General features: G+C 45.0%; 17 protein-coding genes and 1 pseudogene. 10 read left to right on the top strand and 8 right to left on the bottom strand.

What is annotated here, in order from left to right:
• The first annotated feature begins 56 nt into the window (after nucleotides 1-56).
• The 6 genes and pseudogenes from mgtE (at nucleotide 57) to H3H32_RS01360 (ending at nucleotide 5,023) form a co-directional block, all read left to right on the top strand.
• Nucleotides 57-1,410, top strand: a pseudogene (gene mgtE, locus H3H32_RS01335) (magnesium transporter).
• A gap of 15 nt (nucleotides 1,411-1,425) precedes the next feature.
• Entirely contained in the window at nucleotides 1,426-2,340 is a 915-nt protein-coding gene (locus tag H3H32_RS01340; RefSeq protein WP_220472593.1) for an AraC family transcriptional regulator, read from the top strand.
• A gap of 110 nt (nucleotides 2,341-2,450) precedes the next feature.
• Nucleotides 2,451-2,915: a hypothetical protein gene (locus H3H32_RS01345; protein ID WP_182460895.1), complete on the top strand. Its 465-nt coding sequence runs from the start codon at nucleotides 2,451-2,453 to the stop codon at nucleotides 2,913-2,915.
• Nucleotides 2,916-3,051: 136 nt separating this feature from the next.
• On the top strand, nucleotides 3,052-3,369 hold the full coding sequence (locus H3H32_RS01350) for a DUF3817 domain-containing protein (protein ID WP_182460896.1): 318 nt from the start codon (nucleotides 3,052-3,054) through the stop codon (nucleotides 3,367-3,369).
• Between the two features lie 90 nt (nucleotides 3,370-3,459).
• Nucleotides 3,460-4,020 carry a GNAT family N-acetyltransferase gene (locus H3H32_RS01355; RefSeq protein WP_182460897.1) on the top strand — a complete coding sequence of 187 codons (561 nt, stop codon included), beginning with the start codon at nucleotides 3,460-3,462 and terminating at the stop codon, nucleotides 4,018-4,020.
• Between the two features lie 217 nt (nucleotides 4,021-4,237).
• Nucleotides 4,238-5,023: a DUF2490 domain-containing protein gene (locus H3H32_RS01360; protein ID WP_240543625.1), complete on the top strand. Its 786-nt coding sequence runs from the start codon at nucleotides 4,238-4,240 to the stop codon at nucleotides 5,021-5,023.
• 73 nt (nucleotides 5,024-5,096) lie between these two features.
• On the opposite strand, the gene H3H32_RS01365 is transcribed toward H3H32_RS01360, so the two are convergent.
• From H3H32_RS01365 to H3H32_RS01375, 3 genes are all read right to left on the bottom strand, one after another.
• Nucleotides 5,097-6,365, bottom strand: coding sequence for a sensor histidine kinase (locus H3H32_RS01365; RefSeq protein ID WP_182460898.1), 1,269 nt, complete (start codon nucleotides 6,363-6,365; stop codon nucleotides 5,097-5,099).
• Nucleotides 6,362-7,039: a response regulator transcription factor gene (locus H3H32_RS01370; RefSeq protein ID WP_182460899.1), complete on the bottom strand. Its 678-nt coding sequence runs from the start codon at nucleotides 7,037-7,039 to the stop codon at nucleotides 6,362-6,364. Before H3H32_RS01370 ends, H3H32_RS01365 begins: the two co-directional genes overlap by 4 nt.
• Before the next feature lie 162 nt (nucleotides 7,040-7,201).
• On the bottom strand, nucleotides 7,202-7,972 hold the full coding sequence (locus H3H32_RS01375; RefSeq protein ID WP_182460900.1) for a MerR family transcriptional regulator: 771 nt from the start codon (nucleotides 7,970-7,972) through the stop codon (nucleotides 7,202-7,204).
• A gap of 183 nt (nucleotides 7,973-8,155) precedes the next feature.
• Here H3H32_RS01375 and H3H32_RS01380 point away from each other — a divergent pair, with 183 nt between their 5' ends.
• A complete protein-coding gene (locus H3H32_RS01380) occupies nucleotides 8,156-9,268 on the top strand; it encodes a TlpA disulfide reductase family protein (protein ID WP_182460901.1) in 1,113 nt (370 codons plus the stop codon).
• A gap of 185 nt (nucleotides 9,269-9,453) precedes the next feature.
• Nucleotides 9,454-9,582, top strand: a complete 129-nt coding sequence (locus tag H3H32_RS37755; RefSeq protein ID WP_256432942.1) for a hypothetical protein — start codon at nucleotides 9,454-9,456, stop codon at nucleotides 9,580-9,582.
• Between the two features lie 20 nt (nucleotides 9,583-9,602).
• On the opposite strand, the gene H3H32_RS01385 is transcribed toward H3H32_RS37755, so the two are convergent.
• Both H3H32_RS01385 and H3H32_RS01390 read right to left on the bottom strand, forming a co-directional pair.
• Complete coding sequence (locus H3H32_RS01385) at nucleotides 9,603-10,187, bottom strand: hypothetical protein (RefSeq protein WP_182460902.1); 585 nt, start codon at nucleotides 10,185-10,187, stop codon at nucleotides 9,603-9,605.
• A 222-nt stretch (nucleotides 10,188-10,409) separates the two neighbouring features.
• On the bottom strand, nucleotides 10,410-10,826 hold the full coding sequence (locus H3H32_RS01390) for an OsmC family protein (RefSeq protein WP_182460903.1): 417 nt from the start codon (nucleotides 10,824-10,826) through the stop codon (nucleotides 10,410-10,412).
• A 112-nt stretch (nucleotides 10,827-10,938) separates the two neighbouring features.
• Here H3H32_RS01390 and H3H32_RS01395 point away from each other — a divergent pair, with 112 nt between their 5' ends.
• The gene (locus H3H32_RS01395) at nucleotides 10,939-11,532 is read left to right on the top strand and encodes a Crp/Fnr family transcriptional regulator (RefSeq protein WP_182460904.1); all 594 of its coding nucleotides are present in this window, start codon (nucleotides 10,939-10,941) and stop codon (nucleotides 11,530-11,532) included.
• Between the two features lie 306 nt (nucleotides 11,533-11,838).
• Here the strand turns inward: H3H32_RS01395 and H3H32_RS01400 are convergent, their stop codons facing one another.
• From H3H32_RS01400 to H3H32_RS01410, 3 genes are read right to left on the bottom strand one after another with little or no spacing between them, the layout of a single operon-like run.
• Nucleotides 11,839-12,159, bottom strand: a complete 321-nt coding sequence (locus H3H32_RS01400; RefSeq protein ID WP_182460905.1) for a hypothetical protein — start codon at nucleotides 12,157-12,159, stop codon at nucleotides 11,839-11,841.
• Between the two features lie 41 nt (nucleotides 12,160-12,200).
• Nucleotides 12,201-12,644 (bottom strand): GNAT family N-acetyltransferase, encoded by a 444-nt coding sequence (locus tag H3H32_RS01405; RefSeq protein WP_182460906.1) that lies wholly within the window; start codon nucleotides 12,642-12,644, stop codon nucleotides 12,201-12,203.
• A gap of 23 nt (nucleotides 12,645-12,667) precedes the next feature.
• Nucleotides 12,668-13,528, bottom strand: coding sequence for an Rpn family recombination-promoting nuclease/putative transposase (locus H3H32_RS01410; RefSeq protein WP_309547131.1), 861 nt, complete (start codon nucleotides 13,526-13,528; stop codon nucleotides 12,668-12,670).
• Nucleotides 13,529-13,801: 273 nt separating this feature from the next.
• On the opposite strand from H3H32_RS01410, the gene H3H32_RS01415 reads away from it, so the two are divergent.
• Nucleotides 13,802-15,241: a TolC family protein gene (locus H3H32_RS01415; protein WP_240543626.1), complete on the top strand. Its 1,440-nt coding sequence runs from the start codon at nucleotides 13,802-13,804 to the stop codon at nucleotides 15,239-15,241.
• Nucleotides 15,242-15,323 lie beyond the last annotated feature (82 nt).

A 15,323-nucleotide genomic window follows, 5' to 3' on the forward strand; every position in this document is an offset into this window, starting at 1 on the left:
TTAATTCATCATCGCTCCGGCGACCCGGTCATCATTTATAATTCATCATTGAAACCGTGACTTTCGAACTCACCAAAGACTATCTCGATCATATTCAATCGGCGATTGAAGCGAGTGATGAAACGCTGCTTCGGACCGAAATGGAAGAGCTGTATCCGGCTGATATTTCGGGGATTCTGGACGAACTGGAGCCTGAATCGGCACACTACCTGTTAGGGTTACTGGACAAATCGGTTGGCGCCGAAATTCTGGCTAATAGCGACCCTACGGTACGAACCGATCTGCTTAAATTATTTACGTCGGAAGAATTGGCTCCATTCATCAACCAAATGGATTCGGATGATGCCGTGGATTTGCTGAATGAGCAGCCTATTCAGGTGCGGGAAGAGGTCATCGGCTTCCTGGAAGATCGTGAGCAGGCCCGCTTTATTCTGGATTTGCTGCATTACGAAGATGGTGTTGCAGGTAGCTTGATGCAGAAGGAGTTGATCAAAATCAGTGTCAACCTGACGGTCAACGCCTGCATTGAAGAAATCCGCCAGCAAGCCGAAGACGTCGAAAATGTGTACGCCGTCTATGTGGTCGATGAAGTGGGCAAACTCCTTGGGCTGATATCGCTCAAAAAAATCGTGCTTGCCCGGAAGAATGCTAAGATTGCTGATCTCTACGACGAAGATGTGGTGTTTGTCGAAACCTATCGACCAGTTGCCGAAGTAGCTGAGTTGATGCAGAAATATGACCTGGATGCCATTCCGGTTGTAAACGTACAGCAGCGGTTGCTTGGCCGGATTACCATTCGATGACGTCGTCGACGTCATCACTGAACAGGCCGAAGAAGATATTCAGGTCATTTCGGGTTTATCGGGCGAAGTAGAAGAAGATGATACTGTCTGGCAGCGTTCTAAAGTGCAGCTTCCCTGGTTGGTTGCCGGGGCCGTTGGGAGTTTGCTGGCAGCAACGGTTATCAACGGATTTCAGAGCGAATTGGGGAAAGTCGCGGCTCTGGCAGCGTTTATTCCAATCATTGGATCGACGGGAGGTAACGTGGGAATTCAAACGTCTTCGCTTATTCTGCAAAGCCTTACTGATACAACGGGCCTAAGTATGACAATGGCCAAGCGGCTGCTCCGAACCCTGTTGGTAGCGATTATCAACGGCCTGGTCGTGGGCCTGATTGCTGGCACCTATACCTTCATCATTGGCGAACCACGTCTGTTTTTCGTTGTGGCCACGTCATTGCTGGCCGTGGTATTGCTGGCGTCATTTATGGGTACGGTTACGCCCTTGCTGCTCAACCGAATCGGGATTAATCCGGCAGTAGCTTCCGGGCCCTTTATCACAACGGCAAACGACCTGATCGGCATTGGTGTTTATTTCCTGATTGCACAATTGTTACTAACGGAAGTGTGATTGTTATTACTGCACGTGTCGAAAAGTAAAATACGAACATATAGCACAGAAACGTTTCGGGATGCCTATATGCAGCCTGAACAGAAACTGGATGCTATGTTGAAACTTGATTTCGGGAAGTTTTTTATCGTAGAAGTCGAAAAACTCATTCGTCTAATAAAGCTTCCTGTTCCGCCGATTCGCTCGACAACGCACACGTTTATTTTCCTCACTGATGGCGAAGCAGTGATGACGATTGGGAGTGAAACCTACACCATTTACAAAAACGAATGCTTGGTTGTGCCAGCCGGTCAGGTGTATTCGTTCAATAATGTCGATCAAAACCACGGTTACCTGTGCAACTTTCATAACGACTTCATTATTGGCAAGTTTGGTAAAAATGAGCTGCTCAAGGACTTCGAATTTTTGCGGGTTTGGGGCAATCCTCGTATTCATCTGGATAAGCAAACGGCCAAGTTTGTCCGTCGACTCCTTAAACGGATATTGCTCGCTTATTCAGAAAACGGGTTAGCCAATCTGGACATTATCCAATCCTATTTTATCGCGATGTTGTGCGAAGTGAATCGGGTGTACAAGCCCGTGTCGGTCAGTACGAAGACCAACGCGGTGAGTATTACGAATCGGTTTCGGGAATTATTGGTTGATCGAATCAGGACCAATCATCGGGTAACGGACTATGCATCCGAATTGAACATTACGCCAAACCACCTGAATAAGGCAGTCAGGGCAATCACTGGAAAATCACCCACCAAATGGATTGATGAAGCCATTGTACTGGAAGCCAAAGTACTGCTTTATCAGAGTACATTGTCAATCAGCGAAATAGCTGCCGAAGTCGGTCTTTTCGATTCATCATACTTTAGTCGTCTGTTCAAAAAATACGAAGGTGTAACGCCTATAGCGTTTCGTAAGATGATTGAAATGTCCTAAAAGTCGCGTTGTTAGTCCTAGCCTGATTTAGTGCTGGTAGCGACCTTTGCAGCACTCTTTTTATTGGATTGATTGACCTGATAAACAGGCCGATGTATTGGTTTTAGAAAATGTATTTGTCCCTACTTGTTGCTCATTCAATTTTTCGCTGGCTGGTTTTACTAAGTCTGTTTTACGCCATCTTCAGGGCATACAAAGGATTCACAACTCGGGCGGTGTTTTCGAAAGCGGATAACTCGGTTCGCCACTGGACGGCTACCATTGCCCATTTGCAATTGACGATTGGCGTTATTTTGTACAGCAAGAGCCCGATTGTTAGCTATTTCTGGCATGATTTTAAGAACACAATTACGCATATCGATACCGCCTTTTTCGGACTTGTGCACATGCTATTAATGCTTATTTCGGTAATTGTTCTGACCATTGGTTCGGCTCTGGCCAAACGCCGACCAACCGATCAGGAGAAGTTCAGAACGATGCTGATCTGGTTTTCAATTGCGTTGTTCATCATTTTTATTGCCATTCCCTGGCCATTTTCACCGCTGGCAAATCGGCCTTATTTGCGAGTATATTAATTTTTTTTGTCATCTCGACGTCAGGAGAGATCTCAAATTGCCACCTTGAGATCTCTCCTGACGTCGAGATGACAAAAAATAGAAATCTTACCAATCATAAAATCTGCCGGTCCGCCAGTGCGGTTCCCAACAAATCATGAAAAACTTTCTCACAACAAACATCGGCCGTCTTCGACTCATTGGTCTTTTAGAAGGCATTTCGTTACTTGTACTGATTGGTATTGCCGTTCCGGCAAAACACCTGCTGGGTGACCCGACGCTCGTAAAAGCAATTGGGCCGGTTCATGGCGTGTTATTTCTTCTATTCGTGTTCAATACGCTAAGCGTGGGAGTCGAATACCGATGGAAGTTTAAAACGACGACCTGGAAAGTGCTGCTTGCCTGTATGGTTCCCTTTGGTACGTTCTACATCGACAAGAAAATATTGAGCAAAATAGAGCCATCGGCAGATTAATTAGAAAATCTGGTATGCCATATCTCTAAGATATGGCATACCAGATTTTCTAATTAATCGTTGGCAAGCTTTTCTTATCTTGCCTGAACTATGACCATTCGTTTTGCTACATCAGCCGATGTGCCCGCTATTCTGGCTATTTATGCGCCTTTCATTACAGGATCGACCATTACGTTTGAATATGACGTACCGACTGTTGCTGAGTTTACCGAACGTGTTCAAGCCATTCAGCAGCAATTTCCTTATCTGGTAGCTGAAATCGACGGGCGATTGCTAGGGTACGCCTATGCGTCGAAGCACCGGGACCGAGCCGCGTATCAATGGTCCGTCGAGACATCGGTGTATGTGCATCCTGATGGTCATCGGAAAGGGATCGCTCGTCAGCTTTATAATACATTATTTGATTTATTACGTCGGCAAGGCTATTACAATGCCTATGCGGGTATTACGTTGCCTAATCACAAGAGCGAATCATTTCATCGTTCATTCGACTTCGAACACATCGGGACGTATACGAATATTGGCTACAAGCTGGGGGCGTGGCATAGTGTGTCCTGGTTTCAGTTACCACTCCAACCTTATCAGACAAACCCACCCGTGCCAATTCCCATTACCCAACTAGAGATCAAAAAGAAGCCTACTAGAAACTAGTGTTCTTGTCTGGGCCAAGCTGGAGCTTGGCCCAGACAAAATGCTAATCCTTAAATCGAAAGAGTACAAGTTTACGGTTGAGGTTCCCACGAGGTAAACAGCGATTGGTAAAATTATCAAATTGTTAAGAATGAGGTAAGCAAGGTAATGCATGCTTAATTGCCTGTACTTTTGTAAGTGATTTTACTTACGAGTACCCTACGTAATTCTTGAACTTGTGATTCGCCGTTCTTTAGCTTTTTGTCTGGTAATCAGTTTCTTTATTGGTACGATTAGTCGTACACTTGCACAAACATCTCTTACGCCGGCAACTCCGTTAGGAAGCTGGCTGATTGCCACGGTTCAGTTGCCCGCTGGAGATAAAAAATGGGGCGGTTTTGCCGAATTACAGGCCCGTAGTAATGGTACGTTTAGCCAATATTTTTACAATGAACTGAAGGCTGGCGTTAGTTACGACCTTGATAAAAATTTCTCGCTGATGGTAGCCGGTGGGCGTTATGCCACCTATGATTATCAGGACCTCTCAGCTGGTCCACTCAATACCGAAAAGCGTATTTGGGAACAGCTCATTATCAATCAATACCTGACCCGGCTTAAGTTTGAACACAGGTACCGCATTGAGCAGCGGTGGTTTACATATCGTGACGGTACAACACCCTACCGCAACCGGGTTCGGTATCGGCTGAATATGTTCGTGCCCCTTAATAATCGGACAATTACTGATAAAACAGCTTTCCTGTCTTTGTACGACGAAATCTTCGTTAATCCGCTAGGACCAACGTTTGAGCGAAATCGATTGTATGCAGGTGTGGGCTACCAGTTCGATCAACGCTGGATTATACAATTGGGCCTTATAAACCAGACGAATTACAATCCGGCTACGTTTGAAAGTGGTGTATTTACCCCGCAGCTGGCAACGGGTAAGAACAACATCGTAGTTGGGCTGACCTACCGACTGAAGCGCAGTAAAAACTCCGAGAAACTGCCTTCGCAACCTGATTAATCTCGTAGCCTGGACGTCCACGTCCGGGTGTTAAACTAAGGCTCGCATGTCCATCCGGACGTAGACGTCCAGGCTACGTTAACACGTGGGAAATACAAAATTCATGGATGCCACCCGTTTCCCGGTACGCAATGTGCAGGCCGTAACTGTCGCAGATTTGCCGGACAATAGCCAGTCCTAACCCTACCGAATCGGGTCCAGTACTTTCTTTTTTGAAACGCTCGAATAATCGTTCAGGGTCTGAGATTAATTGCCCCCCTGTATTACTTAAACACAACTGATCGGCGGTCGATGTCAGCTCGATTCGACCATTGGGCTGGTTGTGTTTGATGGCATTATTGACCAGATTCGTGACAAGACTATCTGCCAGAGAAGCGGGTAGCTGGACGGCAAAGGGCGCAGTCGTTTGTAGATTTATTGATAACTGTTTGAACGACAGAACCTCCTCCATGTCGGTTAGTTTTTCTGTCAGGAGTGCCGATAAATCGACCGATTGCGTATCACTAAACTGCCGATTCTCAATTTTAGCCAATAGGAGTAATCCCTGATTCAACCGAGAAATGCGTCGGGATGCCTGATAGATTGACTCAATCCAGTTCGTTTGGGTTTCGGTGAGTTGTTCGGTCTGGATGAGTTGCTCCACTTTGGCATTGATGAGAGCCAGGGGTGTTTGCATCTCATGCGATGCATTTTCGGTAAATTCTTTCAGACTTTGATAGTCCTGCTGCATCTTCGCTGCCATTTTTTGCAACACATCGTTCAGCTCATTGAACTCCGTAATTTCTGACTTACTCAATTGCAGAGATGTATCGTTGTTGAGGTCAAATTGCTTGATACGCGCCAACGTGCCATAAAACGGAAGCCAGAGTCGGCCGGAGAGTTTCCGCTGAAACCAGAACATGCCTAGCAACAGTAAACCCAGAAAAAGTACCATCGCAACGCTAATCACTTCGATTAGCCGATAGGTCTGAATCAGTGACTTACGGATAGATACCCGGTGAATAACGCCGTGAATCGGTTCGTAGAAGGTCAATTGCCGGAACGGAATCAGTTCGCCGTCGTAGCGATTTTCAATAAGTGTGTCTTTAAAGGCTTCCCGAATCGGGACACGTTTACTAACGGGTATTACCTCGATCTTATTCTCAACAAAATACGGAGCGCTCGTCCAGGCATTATGTTTACGGACATAAGTTTCGAAATCCCGCCGTTCGACTTTTAACCGACTTTCGACCTCATCGTAAATAAGAAGCCGGATAATCTGGTAAAAGGCCAGCGCGGTCAGCAGATAAATAACCAGCGAAAACGTCAGGTAAATCTGGTTGGTTTTGGTAAGCAGTTTCAAGGCTGACAAAATTTATAGCCTATTCCATAGATGGATTGTACGTAATCGGCAGCTCCTTTTTCCAGCAATTTCCGGCGTAGATTTTTGATGTGCGAATACACCATATCGAACGAATCGGCGGAGTCGATATTATCGCCCCAAAGGTGCTCGGCAATAGAGGCTTTTGTGAGGGCTACATCCACATTCGACAGGAAATAAAGCAGTAAATCATACTCTTTTCGCGACAATGTTGTGAGCTGCCCATTGACGAATACTTTGCGAGTATGGGGCACCACTACGATTTCCTGAAACCGAATTTCGGTGTGTCCGCCAAACTGCCGCCGACGAAGCAGCGATTTAACACGGGCATTCAGCTCCGACAAATGGAAGGGCTTAGTCAGGTAATCATCGGAGCCAATTTCGAGTCCTTTTAGTTTGTCTTCCAGTGCATTACGGGCCGATATAATGATGACGCCTGTTGTCGCAATAAGCCGTTTCAGCGTTTCGATAATCTGAAATCCATTGCCATCGGGTAACGTCAGATCAACAATCACGCAGTCGTAGGTATAGAGGTGGATTTTCTCTTCGGCATCCCGAAACGTAGCTGCTGTTTCGCAGATGTACCCATCCTTCACCATGTAATCAGTGATGCTTTCTGCTAACCCCTGTTCATCTTCTACGACCAGTACTTTCATGACGTTGTCTGCGCTAATAGAGCGCTAATGTAGGCCGCAATGTTGGAAAGATTCTGTAGAGACGCAACCGCACCGGCGGCCCGGCCTTTGCGTCTCCTAACCCAGATGGTTTTAACTGATTAAAAAATGCTGACGCGTGAGGAGACGCAAAGGGTTGCGTCTCTACATGATCTGTGTATCTGCAAAATAAACCATCGCTTTATGCAGAAAGTTGGCATAGTCGGGATTCTCCTGACCATTCTGACTCGTAAAGCGTGGTTCATCCAGATAAAGTTGAGCCAACCCTTTGTAGGCTTCTTTCATATTTTTCGACTGACAAACCGATTCACCCCAAAAGCCTCTAATGTTGGCGTAGTGACGCGCAATCTGCTGTTGGACCACTGTACTGGTTGGGTCCTGATTCAGCATGTTCATCAGCATTTGGGCAATCTCTTTCTGGTCGATTTTTAATTGGTCGAAACCCGTTTTTCCACGTTGACGCAGGTTTTGCTCACTGGCTTCAATTTCTTCTGCGCCATACTTGTCTACCGCTTCCTGCCGATACGCTTTTCCTTTGGGGAAGCCTTCGTATAGTTCTTCATTGGTTAGCATGACTTGTTCTCCTTTTAAGCTTGAAATGGTTTTGTCAATCGTGGTCAATAGCGTTGAGAGTCGATATTGCCGAGCCTGAAGCGCCAGTTTATGGCTTTCCAGCGCCCTGGTCATATTGAAATTCGGGTCTTCCAGAATGTCGATAATCTCACTGAGCGAGAAGTCGAGTTCTTTATAAAAGAGAATCTGTTGCAACCGAATTAGCTCGTTTTCGCCATATAGCCGATACCGGGCTTCGGTACGAATAGATGGTTTTAACAAGCCCACCCGATCGTAGTGGTGCAGCGTACGGACACTGACACCCGCTAGTTTCGCCAGATGTTTAACTGAATACTGCCTCATTTTTAACGCCTTACTTTGATTGACAAAACAAATGTAGGCTATGACGTAAGGGGAGAGTCAAGAGAAAGTTGAAGTTTTTTAGCGGCCAGCCAAATGAGTTGATTCTTGTAGATTAAATAATCGCGATTGTACGTTCTCATTCATCCAGCACGTATTGATTCATACCCTTCTACACTAACTGACATGAGCTTTAGTTTACAAGAAGAAAATAACTCTCCTACGCTGATTAAACTATGTGTTTGCTTTCTTCTTATTGTACCAGGTGCTTTACAGGCGCAATTTATTAGCAGAGTTAATGGCTTTTTCCCTAAATCCTGGGAGGGTAAACAGGCAATGATCGTTGCGAAGCCAGTAGATGGGTCAAATGTTATTGATACCACTACTATCGTTGGTCGCAGTGCAACATTTACAATCAAACTAGCCGAACCCTGTCCGGCTTATCTTTGGGTTGAAGGGAATCCTGACGATATCCAGTTTTTTATCGACTCACCTCAAATCAACATTGGTGTTGATCCGGCAGCCTTCAACCAACCTGTAATTACGGGCTCTGCCAGTAGCGAACTGTGGATAGAAGAGTTTGAGCTTTTGAGAAATTCTGGAGAACCTGAAGCTGATGCTCAAATGGACATGTACAATGCCTTATTGAATAAAGATTCACTAACCGCTTTTAGGCTAGAACATAGGTTCGATTCATTACAAACGATTGAAAGAAACAGGATTGCCAAACTGATCTTGAATCATCCTTCGCTACCCGTCAGTTGGTATCTGTTCGTATCGAATAGCTTTTCGTATCAACAGACGGAAAGCCTGTTTACCAATCTTAATTCTTTTTCGATGTATCCTTCTTATCAGAAAATTGCCAAAAGACTGACTCGAAAGCGATTGGGAAACAAAGCGCCAGATTTTAGCTTACCAAGTGAAAACGGTACCAACATTACGTTATCCAAACTCAACAGTCGCTACATTCTGCTGGATTTCTCGCAGAGATTCCTGATTAGTTGCCAGAAGCGGCATATCGATCTAAAAAGGCTCTATAAGAAATATCATACATTTGGTTTAGAAATAATTACGATATCTTTTGAACCCGACGAAAAATCGGCCAAAGAGGGTTTAAAAGAATATAAGTTGCCCTGGATACAAGTACAGAATATGATGGATTTATCGAAGATTATGGACGAGTTTGCCGTTGAAGGGATGCCCGATAATGTGTTGCTCGATGCCAACAAAATAATGATCGGTCGATATATGTCTGTTTCAGAATTGGACGAGAAACTACAGCAGTTGCTAAAGAAGTGAAGCCGTGCTAAGCGTTTACAGATTAATTCAGTGGTAAAATCATAAGACAAAAACGGCCCTTTGTGATTTATCCACGTTTTTGGGCAGTTTATCCATCAGAATAGGCGCTTGGGCAATTTAAGCTGTGAGTAAGGACGGTAATGATTCATTTTTGTATCATCCTGCTAACAGAAACAACACTGCTCATGAAATTCAAACACTGCTTATTACTGGGAGTTATTTTCGCTTCACTATTCATTGGTACCCTAATCACACTAAGCATGACAGCCCCTCACGATATCACGATTAGTATGGCGAAAACGACGGGTCGATAAATAGGCCTAGGATTACATAGTTAACTATAGGCCATCTGTTTAGGAAGTCGATTCACGAGCCAAAGGCAAAACAGCGCATTGAAAATTAAGGTGAATGGAATAACGGAGATATTCTTAAAAAACAGAATGAGCGCCCATTCAGACGATTGACTGGAAATAACCTGGCGTGCCTGCAGTGTAATGTATAGACAGGTCTCATACGCAATGTGATTAATCAGCTTGTTGAATAACAGTGCGATAACTGAAAATACAATTAGATTTATCAGCAAACTAGGCCATTTATCTTTCACTTTTTGGACAGCCACTCGCCAGTTTTGCTTACGACTCTGCTTGTTTGTAACGAGTTGAACAAGACGAAGGACACCGGTTTTAACATTGGTAAGACCTAAGGCGTAAACGAAAATCAACACCCGAGCTGACTCAACCACTACTTCAAGCAATGTATGCGATAGTGGACTGATTGGCCCGAAGGCTCTTAATTGAATAGCTCGTCCAAATGCGGCTATCAGACCCAGACCAAAGATGACCCAAAAGTGATTTTTGATAAACCGGATGGTATGAATGGTCCAGTCCAGCGATTTGAACAAGTTTAGCGCGGTTATCATGGTAAGGAATTGATTTTTAGGAAAACTCGTTTGCTCAAATCTATTGCATTTTGGATTGACTGTCAATGAGTTGGTTGTAGTTTTTTGCTGGTTTTTGCTGGCGCTGGTATTTACCCGTGCCTTTTGATAAAGTCAGTATTTACTGACGCCAGCGAATGCTGACTAAATAAAAAGGCACGGGCAAATGCCCGCGCCAGTATACAATTCAATTAACTATATGCCTTAAACTAAGGTCGCATCAACGCTAATCGTGGTGTTGAACAGTTTCGAGATTGGACAATTGTGTTCGGCATGATCAACCAACTCGTCAAATTTGGCTTTGTCTAAACCGGGTACGCTGGCCGTAAGTGTCAGTTTCGAACTGGTGATGCCAGCCTCTTCGAGCGTAATGGTGCATTTTACATCGAGCGAATCAGCCGCGAAGCCCGCTCCCTGAATATTGAAGGCTAACTGCATGGCAAAGCAACCTGCATGCGCAGCCGCTACTAGCTCTTCCGGATTGGTACCTACGCCATCGGCGAAACGGGTATTGAATGAGTACTGTGTTTGATTCAGAACCGTGCTGGCTGTTGTCAGATTTCCTTTACCCTCTTTACCTGTTCCGGCCCAATGTGCTGATGCATTCCGTGCAATTTTCATGTCTGTATGATTTAGATTTGTTAGCGATTTGTTTTTGATAGGACAAAAGTAGAGGAGCGATAGCTACCTATTTTTCACCTATGTTAAAAAGCGCTGGAACAAACTAAAAAAGATGATTTCTACCTCACACGAGATATTGTACCAACACTTACAACAGTTTGCGCAACTTCCTGAAGCTGATATGAAACTGGCTAACGAATTCTGGCACTTTAGGAAAATGCCTAAACATGACTACTTCAATTTCCAGAATTCAGTTTGTCGGCAGGTGGGGTTTGTATTGAAAGGGTTGTTCCGGGTGTACTACATCGATCCGAAAACGGAACTGGAGCACAATCTCTATTTCATTCCCGAGCATATGTTCCTGACTTCGCTAAAGGGTCTGCTCACCAAAACAGCCTGCCCATACCTGATTGAAGCGCTGGAAGATGCCGAATTGCTGGTCATTGATCGGGAGGACTTACAGCAACTTTACCCAAGATCGCACAGTTGGGAACGCTTCGGACGGATACTGGCTGAGCAGTATTTTCTGTTCAATCAGATGCGATCCGAAAGTTTACTGACGCAAACCGCCGAGGAGCGTTATGTCGATTTAATCGAAAGTCAGCCGGATATTCTGAATCGCGTATCGTTGGGTCACATTTCGTCTTATTTGGGTATCAAAGGTCCATCGTTGAGTCGAATTCGGGCGCAGGTGGCGCGTAAATGATGGTCTTTGATGATACGCATCCTCGGTTTGTGTCCTCACATACAGTATATGCACATCTTCTGAACCTGTTTAAAACTCCGTTAGGAGTGGCCTGTTAATAGAAAACACAGAATTGGCTATAGCCTGAAGCGCCGTAGGTGCGACTTATTTCTGCTCATATCGGTCGCACCTATGGTGCTAAGGATTCTTACTAAGCAACAACATCTATCGACAGGACGCCCTTACAGGGCTGATAAGACTATGCCAAAGATGTGTATATACTCTAGGTGTCCTCACAGGCCGAGGATGCACAGATAAAACCGTACGCTAATACCCTTCATCCGTAACTAAATAATAACTCTTGGGATAAGTCGATTGATCGTCGTTTTGAATCGTAACCGTCAGAAATGAAACGTGTGTGTAGGGGCTGAACAAAACGATTACACTGTCGATAATGGCTTGGCCTTGCGATAACGTCTGGGTTTTAATGAACTCAAGTGCTTCGTCCTGCGAGTCGAAACTACCCAGTAAATCGCCTAAGTTAAGGGCTGGCTCCTGATCGGGGAGTTCTCCTGTTGTGTTAGAGATGGGGGAGTCGGCTGGCTCCTCCGATTCGTTGATGGGAGCCGTATACAGTTCTATAGTCATCCGAATAAAATGTAGTGTATAAACGGTTAACTAATTTCGGCTCATTTTGATCGAACAAATTCCCATTCCCACACGTCGCCATCTTCCTCATCCCAGATTGTTCCGAGATTTACAAAGCCATTTTTCTGAAGAATACGTGTGGAATAACTTTCCTCGGGTAATGTTCGGGCTGTAACTGTAACGGTAGGATCAGTCTTTAGAGCAAGTTGTACCAATTGGGCGCACATCTCGGCTCCGACGCCTTGATGTTGGTAGTCTGGGAAGGTGCCATACGCAATTTCAACCCGACCGTTTTTAGGCTTTCCTTTGAACGCGCAACTGCCTACTAAATGACCATCGAGTTGAACATAGTAGCCAATCCAGGGTGGGTTGTAGCCTATTTTATTGAAAAACTCAATCGTCATCAAAAGACTTGGCTCGCAATCGGGATGATTGAAAAATTGCGTGTTTTCGGAAAGGGTTGGAAGGATGGGGAGGAGGAGCATGGTGAGAACCTTCTGGGAGATGCTTACTGGTCTTCGAATTGATTTTGGACGGAGAGTACAAAGTCAATCGAAACATCATTATCCTCAGCAATTTCTTCGATTGATAATTTTTGTCGAATCAAGGCTTTTTTCACAGCTTCGGTTTTCATTTCCTCAATCTTTCTCTTCTCCTCATTTACCGCTTCTGCATTAATAGCTGTAATTCGGGCAAACTGAAATCGCTCTTCAGGAGACATTTTTCGAGTGTCTAATTCATCGATCGCCTTCTTCAGCCATTCTTCATTCCAAAAAGCTGGATACTGTGTTGCTTCTGTCACTGTATGCAAAGTCTTCATGGTGAAAATTAGTTTCTCTAAATCGGTTTGGATAGTAGCGGCTTCTATGTCAAATTTAGCTAATTCTATGATAATAAACGATATCTGACTATCAACCAGTTCGCCAGACTCACTTCGCAGATTAGCTATAGTATGGTAATTCATTGTAGGCAAAATACTCTTTTCTAGAAAGGCGATACAGTATATTTTAGGCAAGTTAGAATAGTCGAATTGACCACGTTCGACAAGCGTATTGAACTTGTGAAGCGTATAGAATTTCATGCGTTGAATGAAATTAGGCGAATGTGCTAATTGCATTTCAACGATAAACTGGTTTCCTTTCTCGTCGGTACAAGCTAAATCGTAAATGCCACTTCGGCTATCTATTGTTAAAGCTTCAAAAGCATTCTTTTCAAACTGTATATCACGAATAGGTATAGCAGATTTGGTAAGCGCCTGTAGTGATCTTCGTAGAAAAAGAGTATTTGTTTCGTTCCCAAAAGTAGCCTTAAAACCATAGTCTGATATAATGGGAATAAAACGATAATCACTAGTTTCCAATGTTTCCATGGCTCAAGATTAGCTATAAAAACTAAGTTAGAGAAATATTAGTATTTATTATCTTTATTAATGTGACATTTGGGGGACTTGCTATAATTTTTATTAAATCAAGGCACCTTATATTGGCATCTATATCAAATAGATTTTCTTATTCCATAATCCTTCCAATCACCCCCAATTCTTTCTGCCAAAGGCCCTTTTTCCCAAATGTTTCCAAATTTGAGATCGTGTTTTGTAGACACTTGATCGTACCGGCGCCTAAGGTCGGTCAGGTTGTTGTGAATGAAACACGCTCTTTTTCATTGCTCCCGACAGCGATTCTCCGGTAGTCTTGCTTACCAAAAACGGGTGGGCTGCCTCCTAATGCTGGGTACTAGCCTGCTGACATTCCAGGCATCGGGGCAATCGCTTACACTAAATCAGGTAGTCGAGCAGTCGGTTCGACAGTATCCGTTCCTGAAATCCAAACAGGCTGAGGTTAGTAGCGCCGAACGGCGGTTACAGGCCAGCCGGACGGAGTTACTGCCTACGATGATCCTTCAGGATCAGTACAACTACGCTACGAGCAACAGCCTGAATAACTCGTTCTTTCCAAACGAGGGTACGAATATCTCGACCTCGGGTGGTGTGCGGGCTAATGCGATTTCGCAGGCTAGTTTTGGTAGTTACACCAGCGCGTCTATCGAGTGGCGGGCCATTACATTCGGTCGTATCAAAGCGAATGTGGGGGTAGCTAAAGCCGACCTTCAGCGGAGTCAGGTTGATTACGAAAACGAGATTTTTCAGCATCAGGTACGCACAATTGATGCCTATCTGCTACTGTTGATCAATCAGAAACTAGTTCAAATCCAACGCACGAATCTGGATCGGGCGCAGACCTTCAAACGGGTGGTCGATGCAGGTGTCCGGTCGGGGATGCGGGCTGGTGTCGATAGTTCGCTGGCCACTGCCGAAGCCGTTCGTGCCCGACTGCTTCTGTTGGGCAGCCAGCAACAGGAACAGGTGCAGCGATTGCGTCTTTCGGAATTGGCCGGTCAATTGCAAAACAATATGCGGGTAGACAGTATGAGTTTCTATTCGACGCTTCCGAATGGAGTTTTTCTATCCGATTCGCTTTCCCCCAAGAATCCAACCTTACGGTTATTTGAATCGCAAATAAATCTGTCGGCGGCTCGTAGTCTGGCTACCCAGCGCTCGGGGATGCCGGTTATTTCGTTTGTTGGTGTGGGTAATGCGCGGGGTTCCGGTTTCTCTAACCAACAGGGGGATGTTTTTCAATCGAATCAGTTAAATGGCCTTGGTTATCAGGTGGGTAACTACCTCGTTGGCGTGGTAGCTCGCTGGAATCTGACCAACACACTACGTGCCCGACACGATTATCAGGCCGATCAATTTCTGGTCGAACGTTCCCGCCAGTTGTTCAACACGCAACGATTGCAGATTACCCGCCAATACCAGGAAGCCGAGACGCAATATCAGGTTGCCCTGGAACAAGCCCGACAGGCACCTATTCAATTGCAGGCCGCCCGGCAAGCCTATAACCAGGCAAAATCACGCTACGAAAGTGGCTTAACCGATTTGCCAACCTTGCTCCAAAGTGTACTCACACTCAACCGAGCGGAGGTCGATGGCTATGTGGCTGTCAGCAACGTATGGCGTTTCCTACTCCTGAAAGCAGCCGCTGATGGAGACTTGTCGCTGTTTATGAATCAAGTTAAATAAGGTTTACAGGTTATGGTATTCGGTTTACGGTTGGCTGACGCGTAAGCTCTCATGCACCAGCCAACCGTAAACCGAATACCAT

Origin of the sequence: Spirosoma foliorum, assembly GCF_014117325.1 — a bacterium.
GTDB classification, from domain to species: Bacteria; Bacteroidota; Bacteroidia; order Cytophagales; family Spirosomataceae; genus Spirosoma; species Spirosoma foliorum.